A 16,642-nucleotide genomic window follows, 5' to 3' on the forward strand; every position below is an offset into this window, starting at 1 on the left:
AGGATCAGTCAGGCGCGCCAACGCCAGCGGGCCAAGGCCTTGATGACTTTCATCCAGAGTTTGCGAGTGACCACCACGATGGAATTTCCAGAAGGGGACGATTCAATGTCGGGCAACGTTATCTCAGCGCCAGCGCCCAAGCAACCGGGGATTAGCAGTCGCAGGTCGTCAATCACCAGCGCAGGGGACTCCTCCGCAATCGGCCGGCCATGGTTGTAACCATAACTCAAGGCCACACACTGCACGCCCGCCGCTTTCGCCGCCAGCACATCACTGCGCGAATCGCCGACAAACAGCGATTGAGACGCCGGGATATTGGCCATTTTCATCACGAAAAACAGGGCCGCCGGGTCGGGCTTTTTCTGCGGCAAGGTATCGCCGCCGATGATCCAGCGGAAGTAGCGACCGATTTTCATCTGGTCCAACAACGGCGCAACGAAGCGCTCCGGCTTGTTGGTGATCAGGGCCATTTCCACGCCCTGCTTGTTCAACCACTTGAGGGTATCGCGCACGCCGGGGTAAACCACGGTCAGTTCGTGGCTGCTTTCATAAGCGGCATTGAACAGCTCCAAGGCATGTTCTGCCTCGACCTCATCCACACCCGTGGCATCGATGTCGTTGGCCAAGGCCCGGCGCACCAACATCGGCGCGCCATTGCCGACCCATTCGCGCACCGAATCAATCCCTGCCGGCTTGCGCCCCAGCTTGAGCAGCATCTGGTCCACCGCGGCCGCCAGGTCGGGCACCGAGTCGATCAAGGTACCGTCCAGATCGAACATCACCAGCCGTGGCAATTTGCCGGGGAACAACTGCTCAAAACCGCTCATGGACGCGCCAGCGCCAGTTCGGCACGCATCTGGTCGATGACGGCCTGGTAGTCCGGGGCGTTGAAGATCGCCGAGCCGGCCACGAAAGTATCGGCACCCGCTGCGGCGATCTCACGGATATTGTTGACGTTGACCCCACCGTCGATCTCCAGGCGAATGTCACGCCCCGACGCATCGATCAGCGCACGGGCTTCACGCAGCTTATTCAAGGTGCCAGGGATGAACTTCTGCCCGCCGAAGCCTGGGTTGACGCTCATCAGCAAGACCATATCGACTTTGTCCATCACGTACTCAAGCACGCTCAGCGGCGTGGCCGGGTTGAATACCAGGCCCGCCTTGCAGCCGCCTTCGCGGATCAGTTGCAAAGTGCGGTCAACGTGCAACGTGGCTTCCGGGTGGAAGGTGATGTAGGTCGCACCCGCCTCGATGAAGTCACCGACGATACGGTCCACGGGGCTGACCATCAGGTGCGCATCAATCGGCGCGGTGATGCCGTACTTGCGCAGTGCGGCGCACACCATCGGGCCGATGGTCAGGTTGGGTACGTAGTGGTTGTCCATGACATCGAAGTGCACGAAGTCGGCACCGGCGGCCAACACCTTGTCCACTTCCTCACCCAGGCGGGCGAAGTCGGCAGAGAGAATCGATGGAGCAATGACGAAGGGCTGCATGACGCACCTTTTTTGAGCTAAATCACGATGGCGCGCATTGTATACCTCATGCTTTGCTGCGCGCACCGTGACCTATCTCAACGGTTAGTAAGCTGCCCGGTAGATTTTTTCGATATCGGCGGCGCTGAGCTTGCGCGGGTTGTTGCGCATCAAGCGTTCAATGCCTGCAGCTTCGCTGGCCATGGCCGGGATGGCGTCCTCGGGCACGCCGAAACTGCGCAGGCCGGACGGGATCTCCACTGCCGCACACAGTCGCGTCATCGCCTCTACCGCCTGGTCGGCAGCGTCATTCACACTCAGCCCGGCAGTATTGACGCCCATGGCCTGGGCAATGTCCTGCATGCGCTCGACGCAGGCCAACTTGTTCCAGTGCATCACATACGGCAACAACAGCGCGTTGCTTACGCCATGGGCAATGTTGAAGCGCCCACCCAACGGGTACGCCAGTGCATGCACCGCACCGACGCCCGCGTTGCCAAAGGCCATGCCGGCCATCAGGCTGGCGGTGGCCATGTCGTCACGGGCCTGCAGGTTCGCCGGGTTCGCGTAAGCCTTGGGCAACGCGCTGGCAATCAGCTTGATTGCTCCGATGGCCAGGGCGTCGGTGATCGGCGAGGCATTCAGCGACAGGTAGGACTCGATGGCGTGCACCAAGGCGTCTACACCACTGGCAGCCGTGACACCCCGTGGGCAGGTCAAGGTCATTTGCGGGCTGATCAGCGCGACATCGGGCAACAAGTAATCGCTGACGATGCCTTTTTTCAGCTGTGCAGCCTTGTCAGACAGTATCGCCACATTGGTCACCTCCGAGCCGGTGCCCGCCGTGGTGGGGATGGCGATCAACGGCGGGCCTTTGCGCGGCACCTGATCGACGCCAAACAAGTCCGCCAGCGCGCCGTGATAACCGGCATAGGCCGCCACGCTCTTGGCGATGTCGATGGCACTGCCGCCACCCACACCAATCAGGCCGTCATGCCCGCCTTCGCGGTACGCACGCATGCAGTCTTCGACGATGGCAATTTCCGGGTCGGGCAGTACTCGGTCGAAAATTTCATAGGCTCGATCGCCCAGATGCTCCAGGGCCAGCGCCACGGTGCCGGACTGGACCAACGCGGCGTCGGTGACGATCAGCGGGTTATCCACATCCAGGCGCGTGAGTTCGGCAGCCAGTTGTTCGATGGCACCTGCGCCGGTCAGCAGTTTGTGGGCGATCTTGAATGAGGAAGTACTCATGTGCGCGGCCTCTTATGAATGATGGGCTGGCACAAGAATAGCCGCCCCTGGCGTGTTGTCTGCCATTCATTGGTTGAATGGTCGCGCCGCGCCCATCAAGGCGGCGTACAAACCGCCGATAGCCTGTTGGTAACGAGAACCGCGCCGCATACCCCTGACAAATACCGACCAACCCATTAGGCTGCTGGAATCACTTCTGGCCGGGAATCAACGATGCTTTTTCTTCACCGTTCGGCACTGCCAGCATTGTGCCTGTCACTTCTGTTTACCAGCGCACTGCCTGTCCAGGCCGAGGATGCGCCCTCGCCTGCCGTCGAAAAACCGGCTGAACGCCAGCCTTTGCCCGAGCGTAGCCAGCAAGAAGCCAGTGCGCTCGAACGCCAGGTGCCGCAGCAGGAGCAACAACAATTGCAGGCGGGTAGCGATTCGTTCCTGGCGCTGTGGAAACCTGCCAACAGCGCCGAAGCCGAGGGTGTGGTGATCCTCATACCAGGTGCTGGGGAGAACGCGGACTGGCCGCAGGCCATCGCGCCTCTGCGGCGCAAGTTGCCGGACGCCGCCTGGGGCACCCTCAGCCTGTCATTGCCTGACGTCAATGTAGACACCCTGCCGCCACGGGTCATCGAGCCGCCGACAGCGGCGGTCGATACCAGCAGCAAGGAAGGCAGCACCGCAGCCAAGCCGGTCGAACAGGCCGCCAGCGCCGAGGCCGAAGGCACTGACCCGGCGGTGGTGCCGGGGGCGGATGAACAGGACAAGACCGACGCCAAGCGCATCTTCGACCGTATCGACGCCGCCGTCGCCTTCGCCCAGACCCAAAGCGCCCGCAGCGTGGTGTTGCTCGGCCATGGCACCGGGGCCTGGTGGGCAGCCCGCTACCTGAGCGAGAAACAACCTTCCCAGGTGCAAAGGCTGGTGATGGTGGCCGGCAAGACGCCTGCGGCTCGCCAACCGGACCTGCAACAACTGGCGCCGGCTTTGAAGGTGCCCACGGCGGACGTGTTCTATCAAGAAGGCGCCCAGGACCGCAAAAACGCTCAGGAACGACTTCAAGCGGCCAAGCGCTCGAAGAATGACGGCTATAAGCAGGTGTCGCTCACGGCGTTGCCCGGTAATAGCGCGGCGCAGCAAGAGCAGTTATACCGCAGGGTGCGCGGGTGGTTGAGCCCGCAGGGCAGCGCTGACTGACAGGGCAACATCGCTTTCTGTAGGAGCGAGCTTGCTCGCGAAAAACGTCAACGATAGTGCGTGCTTCCTGAATAAACGCGGCGCCTGGGAGTTTTTCGCGAGCAAGCTCGCTCCTACAACATGGAGTGGAGTGGCGATGGCCCCTCAGCGAAAATCCCGCCGTTCACGAATCAATGCATAGGCGTTATGCAGCTCTCGGGTTCGCTCGGTCGCCTCACGCACTTGCGCGGGGCTGGCACCCGTGCCGGCGATCTTGTCCGGATGGTGGCGGCTGAGCAGGCGGCGGTAGGCGCGCTTGATCACCGATGGCTCAGTGGTTGCCGTCACCCCCAAAATACGCAACGCCTCCTGATAGGCCCCGCCACGATTGGCCAATGGCTTGCGCTCCGGCGCGTAATCGCTCGCCAATGCCTGTAGCTGTTGCGGCGTCCAGCCCAACCACTTGCCCCACTGGTCGATCAGGTCGCGCTCGGCAGTATCCGCCCGACCGTCCGCCCACGCCATGCGCCAACAGGCGCGCAGCACGCCTTCCGCCGCATGGGGCTGCGTCTTGAGCACCCGCAGGTAACTGCGTACCCGGTCGCTGCCAGATTTGCCACGATTGAAGGCGCTGATCGCGCGGCGCTGGGCCGGCTCAGTCATGTCCAGTGCACGCATTTCCTGGCGCGCTTGCTGGATATGCCCATCGACTACCCGGCCGTTACTCTTGGCCAAGCGCCCCAGCAGCACAAACAACAGTTCATCGTTGCGCAAGGCCGGGCGCCCACCCAGGCGTTCACGCAACTGCGCCCAACTGTGCAATTGCAGGCGGCGGTCCAGCGCCTGCCCCAGCAATGCTCCCAACAGAGCCCCCGGAATACTGGCAATGGCAAAGCCAGCCCCGGCGCCGATCAGCGTCCCTGGCCACAACATCCTACTGCCCCGCTGTCAGCAAGGTTTCGACCTGCGCCAGTCGCTCCAGCGTCCCCACATCCACCCAGCGTCCTGCCATGTGCTCCCCCGTTACCAAACCTTTGGCCATGGCCGCGCGTAACAGCGGGGCCAGCTTGAAGGCACCAGCGCTGCAACCCGCGAACAATTTAGGGTCGAGCACTGAAATGCCACTGAAGGTCAGTTTATCGGCACCGGGCGCGGCATCATGAAGCACGCCGTGATCCAAGTAGAAATCCCCGCCCGACGGGTGGTGCGCTGGGTTGTCGACCATCACCAAGTGCGCCAGGCCCCGGATCGGCTGCTTGAGCTGGGTGAAATCGTAGTCCGTCCAGATATCGCCATTGACCACCAGAAACGGTTCGTCGCCCAGCAGCGGCAACGCCTGGAATATCCCACCCCCCGTCTCCAGCGGTTCACCCTCTGGGGAGTAGCGGATGCGCAGACCAAACTGGGCGCCGTCGCCCAAGTAGTTTTCAATCTGCTGGCCTAGCCAGGCGTGATTGATCACGATCTCGGTAAAGCCGGCCTTCGCCAAGGCTTCAAGGTGATACTCGATCAGCCGCTTGCCGCCGGCTTGCACCAGCGGCTTGGGCGTATGCAGGGTGAGCGGACGCATGCGTTCGCCCTTTCCCGCCGCCAGGATCATCGCCTTCATACGCTAGCCTCGACAGGTTCGCGCAGGCTGGCGAGTAACTCGCCCAGGTCACTCAACTCAGGTCGGTCGGCCAGCACCGCTTCTATATAAGCAAAGAAACGCGGCACGTCGGCCAGGTAGCGTGGCTTGCCGTCGCGGTGGCAGATACGCGAAAAAATGCCGATGACCTTGAGGTGACGCTGCACGCCCATCAGGTCGCTGGCACGCAGGAACTCTTCAAAGTCGTCCTGTACGGGAATGCCCAACTGCCCGGCACGCTGCCAATAGCCACGCTGCCATTCGCGTACGCGGGCCTGGGGCCAACTGAGGAAGGCGTCCTTGAACAGGCAGGTAATGTCGTAGGTCACCGGGCCGTAGACCGCGTCCTGGAAATCCAGCACGCCAGGGCTCGGCTCACTGATCATCAGGTTGCGCGGCATGTAGTCGCGGTGCACCAGCACCTTGGGCTGGGCCAGGGCGCTGTCGATCAACTGCTGGCTGGCGCGTTGCCAAAGGGCCTGTTGCTCAGCATCGAGGTCGATGCCTAGGTGACGACGCACGTACCATTCCGGGAACAATTCCAGCTCGCGACGCAATAAAGCCACGTCATAGCTGGGCAACGGTGCATCCATCGGCAATTGCTGAAAAGCCAGCAGCGCTTCGATGGCATCGGCAAATAATTGGTCGGCGTTTTCACCGTCAATCACGTCCAGATAGGTTTTTGTGCCCAGGTCATTGAGCAAAAGAAAGCCTCGGGGCAAATCTTCTGCATAAATTTTTGGCACATTTATTCCCGATTTCGCGAGCAAATGCGCGATATCGACGAAAGGTTTGCAGTTTTCCTGGGGGGGTGGCGCGTCCATGACGACGACCGTATGGGCACCGCCCTCCCATCGGAAGTAACGCCTGAAACTCGCGTCGCTGCTGGCCGCGGTCAATGTGGCCGGGGGCACGGGGCCCCAGTCCTGAGCGTTGAAGAGGATCGGCAACTGCTCATCCAGCCAGACTTCCAGCTGTTGTAAACGTAGATCTTGCTCGGGCATTACAAGGGTCTCCGACGGCGCTAGCCGTCAAGCGGGGCATGCTTTATTATCACGCATCTTTTTCAGACCATCGAGAGGCGTGCGGCCCAAACCGCGGGCAGATGGCACGCAGGAAGCCCGGACTAATAAGATGGCATTGAAATCCCCCGCGTTTCGTAGAAAATTTCCGTTGCTGGTAACCGGCAGTCTGCTGGCCTTGCAACCTTTCGCCACCTCATTCGTGGTCGCCGCGGAACAGTATGACTGCTCAGTCTCTGCTTCGGGTGCCTGGGATTGCGCGCCGAAGACGGCCGCCGCCCCATTGCCGCCGCGCCCGGTGCATGACGGCGCTGCCGTCAGCTCGGCCAACAGCACGCCGCAAGGCAAAGCTGGCGGCAGCGTCGACGCCGAGCCCAAGACCATGCTGGTCACCGAATCCAAGGGCCGTGGCCTGCGTTCGCGCAGTGCCGACTACAGCCACCTGGACTGGGTACCTCGCGACAAGCTGACCGCAGCACAGTTGGCCGAAACCGGCCCTTACTGCGGCGGCGCGTACATCGAGCCGACTCGTCCTGGCATGAACGACAAGACGGACAAAAGCGATGCGCCGACCTTCATCGGCGCCAAGGCTTCGCGTTACGAGCAGGAGCAGCAGGTTGCCACCCTGGCCGGTGACGTGGTCATGCGCCAGGGCAGCATGCAGCTGGAAGCGGACGAAGCCAGCCTGTACCAGGCCGAGAACCGTGGCGAACTGAACGGCAAAGTGCGCCTGCGCGACAACGGCGCCCTGATCGTGGGCGACCATGCCCAGGTCCAGCTCGACACCGGCGCCGCCCAGATCGACAACGCCGAATACGTGATGCACAAGTCACGCATCCGCGGTAACGCGCTGTACGCCAAGCGTGCAGAAAACGCGATCATCCGTCTCAAGGACGGTACGTACACCACCTGCGAGCCGGACAGCAACGCCTGGCAGCTGAAGGGCAACAACATCACGTTGAACCCGGCCACCGGTTTCGGTACGGCGACCAACGCGACGTTGCGGGTCAAGAACATCCCGATCCTGTACACCCCGTACATCTATTTCCCGATCGACGACCGTCGTCAATCCGGCTTCCTGCCGCCGAGCTTCAGCACCGGTGGGGAAACTGGCTTTACGCTGGTAACGCCGTACTACTTCAACCTGGCGCCGAACTACGATGCCACGTTGTACCCGCAGTACATGACCAAGCGCGGCATGTTGATGGAGGGCGAGTTCCGCTATCTGACCAAGTCGAGTGAAGGGCAGTTTGGTGGGGCGTATCTCAACGATGACAATGACGAGCGAAGCAAGCAGACCGACTCCGAAAAAACCCGTTATATGCTCAACTGGCAGCATAAGGGCGGGTTGGATTCGCGCCTGACGACCTTGGTCGATTACACCAAGATCAGTGATCCGTTCTACTTCCAGGACTTGAAGTCCTATCAGGAAGGCGTTCAGAGCCAGGACTTCCTGAACCAGCAGGGTACCGTGAGTTACCGTGGCGACAGCTACCAGGCTGCCGTGAACTTGCAGTCGTACCAACTGGCAACGATTTCCCAGATCACTCCGTATGATCGACTACCGCAAATTACATTTAACGGTACCCTCCCGTTTCAACCGGCAGGGCTGAACTTCTCCTATGAGACAGAAGCAGTAAGGTTTGATCGTGACCTGCGCAGCGGTAGAGTTCGCAACCAGGACGGTGGCCCGTTTAATGCTGATGGCACCATCGGAGAACGTCGCCTGGATGAAAACGTAACAGGCCTGACCCGTGCAAACGGTACCCGTCTGAACGTTGCGCCCGCAGTCTCGTACCCGATGAACTGGAGTTACGGCTTTATCACGCCGAAGCTGAAGTACGTCTATACCAAATACGACTTGGATCTCGATGGTAAAGGCAAGGACCAAATGGCCTTGGCCGGCCAGACGTTTAACAGCTCGCAAGATCGCTCCGTGCCTATTGCCAGTATCGACAGCGGCCTGTACTTCGACCGCAAAACCAATTGGTTCGGTAAAGACTACAACCAGACCCTCGAACCTCGTGCGTTCTACCTCTACGTACCGAATAAAGACCAGACCGAGATCCCTGTCTTCGACACCAGCGAGAACTCGTTCAGCTACTCCTCACTGTTCCGGGATAATCGCTTCAGCGGTTCCGACCGTATCGGCGACGAGAACAAGCTGTCCTTTGGTCTCACCAGCCGCTGGATTGAAGAGAACGGTTTCGAACGTCAACGCGCTTCCATCGGCCAAGCGGTGTACTTCAAGGATCGCGAAGTTCAATTGCCGGGCGTAGATGCCAAGACACGTGATGACGCGCACTCGAACGTATCTCCTGTTGCACTGGAGTACGAGTTCCGCTTCAACCGCGACTGGCGCGCCACAGCCGACTACAACTGGGATACCGAGACCCATAGTCCTCGCTCCGGCAGCGCAATGTTCCACTACCAGCCGGAAGACAACCCGAACAAGGTCGTCAACCTGGGCTACCGCTATCGCAACGACCAGGTTGTCTACAACCAACTGACCGGCAAATGGCAGTTCGGCGGTGACTTTGGCCAGGAAGGTGACAAGGATTTCGTGAAGGATTACTACAAAATCCAACAACACGACTTCTCGATGATGTGGCCGATCATTCCCCAGTGGAACTTGATCACCCGCTGGCAGTACGACTATGCCCGCAACCGTACCCTGGAAGCCTTCGGTGGTTTCGAGTACGACAACTGCTGCTGGAAACTGCGCGTCATCAACCGTTACTGGGTTTCCAACGACGAATACACGCAGCTCGCCCCTCAGAACGAAAAGGGTGACCACGGGCTCTTCTTCCAGATCGTCCTTAAAGGACTCGGCGGCCTGACCGGCGCCAAGGTAGAGAGCTTCCTCGACAAAGGCATTGAAGGTTATCGTGAACGTGAAGACAAAGCTTTCTGAGTGTTTGCGCCCGCTAGTGCTGGGCGCGCTGTTCCTGGGTACTGTTTCGGCACACGCCGCGGTTCAACAGTTGGATAAAGTAGCGGCCATCGTCGACAACGACGTGATCATGCAGAGCCAGTTGGACCAACGGGTCAAGGAAGTTCAGCAAACCATCGCCAAGCGTGGCGGTGGTGTGCCACCGAGCAGCGTCCTGGAACCCCAGGTGCTGGAGCGTCTGATCGTCGAAAACCTGCAATTGCAGATTGGCGACCGTTCCGGCATCCGTATTTCGGACGAAGAACTGAACCAGGCCGTTGGCACCATCGCTCAGCGTAACAACATGAGCATTGATCAGTTCCGCGCCGCCCTGGCTCGCGATGGTTTGTCCTATGAGGACGCCCGTGACCAGATCAAGCGTGAAATGATCATCAGCCGTGTGCGCCAGCGCCGTGTGGCCGAGCGGGTTCAGGTGTCCGAGCAGGAAGTGAAGAATTTCCTGGCCTCGGACCTGGGCAAGATGCAGCTCTCCGAAGAACTGCACTTGGCCAATATCCTGATTCCCACCCCGGACGCAGCCAACTCTGAGCAGCTCAATGCCGCCGCCGCTAAAACCCAGTCGATCTACGAGCGTCTGAAAGCGGGTGCAGACTTTGCCCAGATGGCCATTGCTCAGTCCGGCAGCGACAACGCCCTTGAAGGCGGTGACATGGGCTGGCGTAAAGCCGCTCAATTGCCACCTCCGTTTGATCGCGAATTGAGCGCTATGGAAGTCGGCGGCATTACCCAGCCGGCACGCACTCCGGGTGGTTTCATCATCCTGAAGTTGCTGGAACGCCGCGGCGGCGAGACCTCGCTGAAAGACGAAGTGCATGTTCGTCACATCCTGGTCAAACCGAGCGAAATCCGCACCGAGGCCCAAACCAAGGAACTGGCCCAGAAGATCTACGACCGCATTGAAAGCGGTGAAGACTTCGCCACCCTGGCCAAAAGCTTCTCGGAAGATCCAGGTTCTGCCCTTAACGGCGGCGACCTGAACTGGATCGACCCGAAAGCCCTGGTGCCTGAGTTCCAGCAGGTTATGGCCGAGACGCCACAAGGCGTATTGTCCAAGCCGTTCAAGACTCAGTACGGCTGGCATGTGCTGGAAGTGCTTGGCCGTCGCGCCACGGACAACACCACCCAGGCCCGCGAGCAACAAGCCCTGACCGTGTTGCGTAACCGCAAATACGACGAAGAGCTGCAAACCTGGCTGCGTCAGATCCGTGACGAAGCGTATGTAGAGAACAAGCTGTCAGGCGCCGAGCAAACAGGCACCGACCAGGCACCCCAGTGAAACCCCAGCGTTTCGCGGTGACACCCGGCGAGCCAGCCGGCATTGGTCCAGACCTGTGCCTGCTGCTCGCCTCGCAACCCCAGCCACACCCCCTGATTGCGATTACCAGCCGCGACCTGCTCCTTGAGCGGGCCGCGCAGCTGGGTGTGGCCGTCAATCTGCTGGACGTGGCGCCGGGCAACTGGCCCGACCTGCCGGCCCCCGCCGGTAGTCTGTATGTGTGGGACACCCCGCTGCAGGCCAAGGTAGTGGCCGGGCAGTTGAACACGGCCAACGCGGCATTTGTGCTAGAGACGCTGACCCGTGCGGGCCAAGGCTGCATCGACGGCGACTTTGCCGGCATGATCACCGCACCCGTGCACAAAGGCGTGATCAACGAATCCGGCATTGCCTTTTCCGGCCATACCGAATTCCTCGCGGAACTGACCCATACCGCCCAAGTAGTGATGATGCTTGCCACCCGTGGCCTGCGCGTGGCCCTGGTGACCACGCACTTGCCGTTGCGTGAAATCGCCGATGCCATCACCGCCGAACGTGTAGAGCGTGTCACGCGCATCCTGCACAGCGACCTGCAACACAAATTCGGCATTGCCCAACCGCGTATCCTGGTCTGTGGGCTCAACCCCCACGCCGGTGAAGGCGGCCACTTGGGCCATGAAGAAATCGACATCATTGAACCGACATTAGAGCGCCTGCGCCAAGAAGGCATGGACCTACGCGGCCCATTGCCTGCAGACACTCTGTTTACCCCCAAATATCTGGAGCACTGCGACGCAGTGCTGGCGATGTACCACGACCAGGGGCTGCCCGTGCTGAAATACAAAGGCTTTGGCGCCGCAGTCAACGTGACACTGGGCCTGCCGATCATCCGCACCTCCGTCGACCATGGCACTGCTCTGGACCTCGCAGGCAGCGGCAAGATCGATACCGGCAGCCTGCACGTGGCCCTGGAAACCGCCTATCAGATGGCCGAGACCCGTATATGACTGAGCATTACCAACACCGGGCGCGCAAGCGCTTCGGGCAAAACTTCCTGCACGACGCTGGCGTGATCGACCGTATCCTGCGCTCCATCCACGCCAAGCCAGAAGACCGCCTGCTGGAAATCGGCCCGGGCCAGGGCGCGCTGACCCAAGGCCTGCTGGCCAGCGGCGGGCAACTGGACGTCGTTGAGCTCGACAAGGACCTGATCCCGATCCTCAACCAGCAGTTTGCCGGCAAGCCCAACTTCAACCTGCACCAGGGCGATGCACTGAAGTTTGACTTCAACAGCCTTAACGCTGCGCCCAGCAGCCTGCGGGTGGTGGGCAACCTGCCATACAACATTTCCACGCCGCTGATTTTCCACCTGCTGAACAACGCAGGGATCATCCGCGACATGCACTTCATGCTGCAAAAGGAAGTGGTGGAGCGCCTGGCCGCAGGCCCTGGCGGTGGTGACTGGGGCCGCTTGTCGATCATGGTCCAGTATCACTGCCGCGTGGAGCACCTGTTCAACGTCGGCCCGGGCGCGTTCAACCCGCCGCCGAAGGTTGATTCGGCCATCGTGCGCCTGGTGCCGCATGCCGTGCTGCCGCACCCGGCCAAGGACCACAAACTGCTGGAGCGTGTGGTACGCGAAGCGTTCAACCAGCGCCGCAAGACCCTGCGTAACACCCTCAAGGCCCTGCTGAGCAACGCTGAAATCGAAGCCGCCGGCGTCGACGGCGGCCTGCGCCCCGAGCAACTGGACCTGGCCGCGTTCGTGCGCCTGGCTGACCAGCTTGCCATCCAGCCAGCGCCAACAGCGGAATAAGGTTCAACACCCTCCAATGTGGGAGCGGGCTTGCTCGCGAATGCGGTGTGTCAGTCAACATTTTCGTCAACTGATACACCGCATTCGCGAGCAAGCCCGCTCCCACAGGTTTAACCGCGCTTCAAGAGCCCAGACAGCATGTCTGGCCTAGTGCCCTCCTCTTGGCCTAGACTGACCCGCATCTGCTGTCCTTCGCTTTTAAGGCCTCTTGCATGTCCGATCCTCGCTATCAGATAGACGTCAGCGTCGTCACCCGCTTCCTGGCGGACCAATCGCAACCCGAACATAACCGCTTCGCCTTTGCCTACACCATCACAGTGAAGAACAACGGGCTGGTGCCGGCCAAGCTGCTGTCGCGCCACTGGGTCATCACCGATGGCGACGGCCAGGTCGAGGAAGTGCGCGGGGCAGGCGTTGTCGGCCAGCAGCCGTTGATCGACAGCGGCGCTAGCCACACCTATAGCAGCGGCACGGTGATGACCTCCAAGGTCGGCACCATGCAAGGCTCGTATCAAATGAAGGCCACCGACGGCCAACTGTTCGATGCAATCATCAAGCCCTTCCGCCTGGCCGTGCCAGGAGCGCTGCACTGATGGCGACGTACGCGGTCGGCGACCTGCAAGGCTGCCTGGACCCTCTCAAGCGCCTGCTGGAGCGCGTAGCCTTCGACCCGGCAAATGATCGCTTGTGGTTGGTGGGCGACTTGGTCAACCGCGGCCCACAGTCCCTGGAAACCCTGCGCTACCTCTATAGCCTGCGCGACTCTCTGGTATGCGTGCTGGGCAACCATGACCTGCACTTGCTTGCGGCCGGCAACAATATCGAGCGCCTCAAAAAAGGCGACACCCTGCGGGAAATCCTCGAAGCCCCAGACCGCGCTCAACTGCTCGACTGGCTGCGCCGGCAAAAACTCATGCACTACGATGAGGACCGTAACATGGCCTTGGTGCATGCCGGCATCCCGCCCCAGTGGACGTTGAAAAAAGCCCTCAAATGCGCTGCCGAAGTTGAAACTGCGTTGGCCGATGACAACCTGTACACCGCGTACCTCGACGGCATGTACGGCAACGACCCAGTGAAGTGGGACAACGACCTCACGGGCGTGGCCCGCCTGCGAGTGATCACCAACTACTTTACGCGGATGCGCTTCTGCACGGCCGAAGGCAAACTGGACCTCAAGAGCAAGGAAGGCGCCGACACCGCCCTTCCCGGCTACAAGCCCTGGTTCGCCTACAAGGAACGCAAGACCCGAGACACAAAGATCATCTTTGGCCACTGGGCCGCGCTGGAAGGCAAGTGCGATGAGCCCGGCGTGTTCGCCCTCGACACCGGCTGCGTGTGGGGCGGTGCCATGACCCTGATGAACATCGACACGGGCAAGCGCCTCGACTGCCAGTGCGAATCGCCCCTTTCCATTACCCAGCCGGCCACCGCCAAGCAATAGGAGCCCGCCATGACCGAATTCAAACGTATCCCTCCCCAAGAAGCACAAGCCCTGCGCGAGCAAGGTGCGGTAGTCGTCGACATCCGCGACCAGCCCACTTATGCCGCCGCTCACATCACCGGCGCCCAGCACTTGGACAACGTCAACATCGCCGACTTCATCCGCGCCGCTGACCTCGATGCGCCGCTGATCGTGGCCTGCTACCACGGCAATTCCAGCCAGAGCGCAGCCGCGTATCTGATCAGCCAGGGTTTCTCCGACGTCTATAGCCTGGACGGCGGGTTTGAGCTGTGGCGTGCGACCTTTCCTGCGGAAATTTCTTCAGGCGATTCGCAATAATTTTTTTCACACCCCGCCACCCCGCGTGACGCTTGGGCTTGCGCCGTTTCTGACGAACGGCGCAGCCAAACTAATTGCGCATCGCGCCTTGACCTCCCGGATTCCGAACTATCCTTAAGCGCAGGCCATCCGAATCAGGGGAGAGCCGGTACACCGGCGTTCGGGTCATCGGTAGCGTTTCAGGGTGTTCTGGGGGGAAAACAGCCATTGGCGTGCGCCAATGACTGCCAGCATCGACTGATTGATCCGGCGTCGGCTCCACGTATCGAGCGAGGTGACGACGTCATGAGTATCTTTAGCCACTTCCAACAACGCTTTGCGTCCACACAGCAGGAAGAACTCACGCTTCAGGAGTATCTCGAGCTGTGCAAACAGGACCGCAGCACCTACGCCTCTGCCGCCGAACGCCTGCTACTGGCGATTGGCGAGCCAGAACTGGTGGAAACCGCCAATAATTCGCGCCTGTCGCGGATATTTTCCAACAAGGTGATCCGCCGCTATCCGGCCTTTGAAGACTTCCATGGGATGGAAGAATGCATCGACCAGATCGTTTCCTACTTCCGCCATGCCGCCCAAGGCCTGGAAGAGAAGAAGCAGATCCTCTATCTGCTCGGCCCGGTCGGCGGCGGCAAGTCGTCCCTGGCAGAAAAGCTCAAACAATTGATCGAGAAGGTGCCCTTCTACGCGATCAAGGGCTCGCCCGTCTTCGAGTCGCCCCTGGGCCTGTTCAACGCCACGGAAGATGGCGCGATCCTCGAGGAAGACTTCGGCATCCCGCGGCGCTACCTCAACACCATCATGTCGCCTTGGGCCACCAAGCGCCTGGCCGAGTTCGGTGGTGATATCAGCCAGTTCCGCGTGGTGAAACTCTACCCGTCGATCCTCAACCAGATCGGCGTGGCCAAGACCGAACCGGGCGATGAAAACAACCAGGACATTTCGGCGCTGGTGGGCAAGGTCGATATCCGCAAACTGGAAGAATTCCCGCAGAACGATGCCGATGCCTACAGCTATTCGGGCGCACTGTGCCGGGCCAACCAAGGCCTGATGGAATTCGTGGAGATGTTCAAGGCACCAATCAAGGTGCTGCACCCACTGCTGACCGCTACCCAGGAAGGCAACTACAACAGTACTGAAGGCCTGGGGGCGATTCCGTTTACCGGGATCCTGCTGGCCCACTCCAACGAATCGGAATGGCATACCTTCCGCAACAACAAGAACAACGAAGCCTTCATCGACCGGATCTATATCGTCAAGGTGCCGTACTGCCTGCGGGTCAGCGATGAAATCAAGATTTACGACAAACTGCTGTTCAACAGTTCCCTGGCCAAGGCCCATTGCGCGCCCGACACCCTGAAGATGCTTGCCCAGTTCACAGTGCTGTCGCGCCTCAAGGAGCCGGAGAACTCCAATATCTATTCGAAGATGCGCGTCTACGACGGCGAAAACCTCAAGGACACCGATCCCAAGGCCAAGTCGATCCAGGAGTACCGTGACACAGCCGGTGTGGACGAGGGCATGAACGGTCTGTCGACGCGCTTTGCGTTCAAGATCCTGTCTAAAGTCTTCAACTTCGACCCCCACGAGATTGCCGCCAACCCGGTGCACTTGCTCTATGTGCTTGAGCAGCAGATTGAACAGGAGCAGTTCCAGGCCGAAACCCGCGAGCGCTACCTGCGCTTCCTCAAAGAATACCTGGCGCCGCGCTACATCGAGTTTATCGGCAAGGAAATCCAGACCGCTTACCTGGAGTCTTACAGCGAGTACGGCCAGAACATCTTCGACCGCTACGTGCTGTACGCCGACTTCTGGATCCAGGACCAGGAATACCGCGACCCGGAAACCGGCGAAATCCTCAATCGCGTGGCCCTCAACGAAGAGCTGGAAAAGATCGAGAAACCCGCCGGCATCAGCAATCCGAAGGATTTCCGCAACGAAATCGTCAACTTCGTACTGCGCGCCCGTGCCAACAACAACGGCAAGAACCCCACTTGGCTCAGCTACGAGAAGCTGCGGGTGGTCATCGAGAAGAAAATGTTCTCCAACACCGAGGACCTGCTGCCCGTCATCAGCTTCAACGCCAAAGCCAGCAAGGAGGATCAGCAAAAACACAACGACTTCGTCACACGCATGGTCGAGCGAGGCTACACCGACAAACAGGTACGGCTGCTCTCCGAGTGGTACCTGCGGGTTCGCAAATCACAGTAAGGCAGCGGCAAGCGCACACTGCCAGGCATCCGGCCTGGCAGTTGACCGCTTGTCCCTAAGCTTCCAGCTCGCGGCTTGAA

Annotated in this window: 15 protein-coding genes; 9 read left to right on the top strand and 6 right to left on the bottom strand. The window is 60.4% G+C overall.

Features of this window, described 5'->3' with window-relative positions:
• Positions 1 to 8: 8 nt before the first annotated feature.
• The 3 genes from PSH76_RS27495 to PSH76_RS27505 form a co-directional block, all read right to left on the bottom strand.
• A complete protein-coding gene (locus PSH76_RS27495; RefSeq protein ID WP_138762834.1) occupies positions 9 to 827 on the bottom strand; it encodes a phosphoglycolate phosphatase in 819 nt (272 codons plus the stop codon).
• Positions 824 to 1,498 (bottom strand): ribulose-phosphate 3-epimerase, encoded by a 675-nt coding sequence (rpe, locus tag PSH76_RS27500; protein ID WP_032895049.1) that lies wholly within the window; start codon positions 1,496 to 1,498, stop codon positions 824 to 826. Before rpe ends, PSH76_RS27495 begins: the two co-directional genes overlap by 4 nt.
• A gap of 84 nt (positions 1,499 to 1,582) precedes the next feature.
• On the bottom strand, positions 1,583 to 2,731 hold the full coding sequence (locus PSH76_RS27505; RefSeq protein ID WP_098950201.1) for an iron-containing alcohol dehydrogenase: 1,149 nt from the start codon (positions 2,729 to 2,731) through the stop codon (positions 1,583 to 1,585).
• A gap of 213 nt (positions 2,732 to 2,944) precedes the next feature.
• Here PSH76_RS27505 and PSH76_RS27510 point away from each other — a divergent pair, with 213 nt between their 5' ends.
• Complete coding sequence (locus PSH76_RS27510; protein WP_032895047.1) at positions 2,945 to 3,919, top strand: alpha/beta hydrolase family protein; 975 nt, start codon at positions 2,945 to 2,947, stop codon at positions 3,917 to 3,919.
• 144 nt (positions 3,920 to 4,063) lie between these two features.
• Here the strand turns inward: PSH76_RS27510 and PSH76_RS27515 are convergent, their stop codons facing one another.
• The 3 genes from PSH76_RS27515 to PSH76_RS27525 are packed head-to-tail and all read right to left on the bottom strand — an operon-like array spanning position 4,064 to position 6,529.
• Entirely contained in the window at positions 4,064 to 4,831 is a 768-nt protein-coding gene (locus tag PSH76_RS27515) for a TerB family tellurite resistance protein (protein WP_032895046.1), read from the bottom strand.
• Between the two features lies 1 nt (position 4,832).
• Positions 4,833 to 5,507: an N-acetylmuramate alpha-1-phosphate uridylyltransferase MurU gene (gene murU, locus PSH76_RS27520; RefSeq protein ID WP_305493243.1), complete on the bottom strand. Its 675-nt coding sequence runs from the start codon at positions 5,505 to 5,507 to the stop codon at positions 4,833 to 4,835.
• Entirely contained in the window at positions 5,504 to 6,529 is a 1,026-nt protein-coding gene (locus PSH76_RS27525; RefSeq protein ID WP_305493244.1) for an aminoglycoside phosphotransferase family protein, read from the bottom strand. Before PSH76_RS27525 ends, murU begins: the two co-directional genes overlap by 4 nt.
• Positions 6,530 to 6,659: 130 nt before the next feature.
• On the opposite strand from PSH76_RS27525, the gene PSH76_RS27530 reads away from it, so the two are divergent.
• The 8 genes from PSH76_RS27530 (at position 6,660) to PSH76_RS27570 (ending at position 16,562) form a co-directional block, all read left to right on the top strand.
• Positions 6,660 to 9,461 carry an LPS-assembly protein LptD gene (locus tag PSH76_RS27530; RefSeq protein ID WP_278918223.1) on the top strand — a complete coding sequence of 934 codons (2,802 nt, stop codon included), beginning with the start codon at positions 6,660 to 6,662 and terminating at the stop codon, positions 9,459 to 9,461.
• Positions 9,442 to 10,776: a peptidylprolyl isomerase gene (locus PSH76_RS27535; RefSeq protein ID WP_138183599.1), complete on the top strand. Its 1,335-nt coding sequence runs from the start codon at positions 9,442 to 9,444 to the stop codon at positions 10,774 to 10,776. The genes PSH76_RS27530 and PSH76_RS27535 overlap by 20 nt, the downstream gene beginning before the upstream one ends.
• On the top strand, positions 10,773 to 11,762 hold the full coding sequence (pdxA, locus tag PSH76_RS27540; protein ID WP_003194722.1) for a 4-hydroxythreonine-4-phosphate dehydrogenase PdxA: 990 nt from the start codon (positions 10,773 to 10,775) through the stop codon (positions 11,760 to 11,762). The genes PSH76_RS27535 and pdxA overlap by 4 nt, the downstream gene beginning before the upstream one ends.
• On the top strand, positions 11,759 to 12,571 hold the full coding sequence (gene rsmA, locus PSH76_RS27545; protein WP_305493245.1) for a 16S rRNA (adenine(1518)-N(6)/adenine(1519)-N(6))-dimethyltransferase RsmA: 813 nt from the start codon (positions 11,759 to 11,761) through the stop codon (positions 12,569 to 12,571). The genes pdxA and rsmA overlap by 4 nt, the downstream gene beginning before the upstream one ends.
• A 212-nt stretch (positions 12,572 to 12,783) precedes the next feature.
• On the top strand, positions 12,784 to 13,164 hold the full coding sequence (gene apaG, locus PSH76_RS27555; protein WP_003194726.1) for a Co2+/Mg2+ efflux protein ApaG: 381 nt from the start codon (positions 12,784 to 12,786) through the stop codon (positions 13,162 to 13,164).
• The gene (locus tag PSH76_RS27560; RefSeq protein ID WP_305493246.1) at positions 13,164 to 14,015 is read left to right on the top strand and encodes a symmetrical bis(5'-nucleosyl)-tetraphosphatase; all 852 of its coding nucleotides are present in this window, start codon (positions 13,164 to 13,166) and stop codon (positions 14,013 to 14,015) included. The genes apaG and PSH76_RS27560 overlap by 1 nt, the downstream gene beginning before the upstream one ends.
• 9 nt (positions 14,016 to 14,024) lie before the next feature.
• Complete coding sequence (gene glpE / locus PSH76_RS27565) at positions 14,025 to 14,354, top strand: thiosulfate sulfurtransferase GlpE (protein WP_032895035.1); 330 nt, start codon at positions 14,025 to 14,027, stop codon at positions 14,352 to 14,354.
• 285 nt (positions 14,355 to 14,639) lie between these two features.
• The gene (locus tag PSH76_RS27570) at positions 14,640 to 16,562 is read left to right on the top strand and encodes a PrkA family serine protein kinase (protein WP_003194732.1); all 1,923 of its coding nucleotides are present in this window, start codon (positions 14,640 to 14,642) and stop codon (positions 16,560 to 16,562) included.
• Positions 16,563 to 16,642 lie beyond the last annotated feature (80 nt).

This window comes from Pseudomonas sp. FP215 (assembly GCF_030687795.1).
GTDB classification, from domain to species: Bacteria; Pseudomonadota; Gammaproteobacteria; order Pseudomonadales; family Pseudomonadaceae; genus Aquipseudomonas; species Aquipseudomonas salmasensis.

What these genes read in the sequence shown, in the direction of transcription:
- PSH76_RS27495 (WP_138762834.1), bottom strand. Translation starts at nt 827, where the DNA reads ATGAGCGGTTTTGAGCAGTTGTTCCCCGGCAAATTGCCACGGCTGGTG.
- rpe (WP_032895049.1), bottom strand. Translation starts at nt 1,498, where the DNA reads ATGCAGCCCTTCGTCATTGCTCCATCGATTCTCTCTGCCGACTTCGCC.
- PSH76_RS27505 (WP_098950201.1), bottom strand. Translation starts at nt 2,731, where the DNA reads ATGAGTACTTCCTCATTCAAGATCGCCCACAAACTGCTGACCGGCGCA.
- PSH76_RS27510 (WP_032895047.1), top strand. Translation starts at nt 2,945, where the DNA reads ATGCTTTTTCTTCACCGTTCGGCACTGCCAGCATTGTGCCTGTCACTT.
- PSH76_RS27515 (WP_032895046.1), bottom strand. Translation starts at nt 4,831, where the DNA reads ATGTTGTGGCCAGGGACGCTGATCGGCGCCGGGGCTGGCTTTGCCATT.
- murU (WP_305493243.1), bottom strand. Translation starts at nt 5,507, where the DNA reads ATGAAGGCGATGATCCTGGCGGCGGGAAAGGGCGAACGCATGCGTCCG.
- PSH76_RS27525 (WP_305493244.1), bottom strand. Translation starts at nt 6,529, where the DNA reads ATGCCCGAGCAAGATCTACGTTTACAACAGCTGGAAGTCTGGCTGGAT.
- PSH76_RS27530 (WP_278918223.1), top strand. Translation starts at nt 6,660, where the DNA reads ATGGCATTGAAATCCCCCGCGTTTCGTAGAAAATTTCCGTTGCTGGTA.
- rsmA (WP_305493245.1), top strand. Translation starts at nt 11,759, where the DNA reads ATGACTGAGCATTACCAACACCGGGCGCGCAAGCGCTTCGGGCAAAAC.
- apaG (WP_003194726.1), top strand. Translation starts at nt 12,784, where the DNA reads ATGTCCGATCCTCGCTATCAGATAGACGTCAGCGTCGTCACCCGCTTC.
- PSH76_RS27560 (WP_305493246.1), top strand. Translation starts at nt 13,164, where the DNA reads ATGGCGACGTACGCGGTCGGCGACCTGCAAGGCTGCCTGGACCCTCTC.
- glpE (WP_032895035.1), top strand. Translation starts at nt 14,025, where the DNA reads ATGACCGAATTCAAACGTATCCCTCCCCAAGAAGCACAAGCCCTGCGC.
- PSH76_RS27570 (WP_003194732.1), top strand. Translation starts at nt 14,640, where the DNA reads ATGAGTATCTTTAGCCACTTCCAACAACGCTTTGCGTCCACACAGCAG.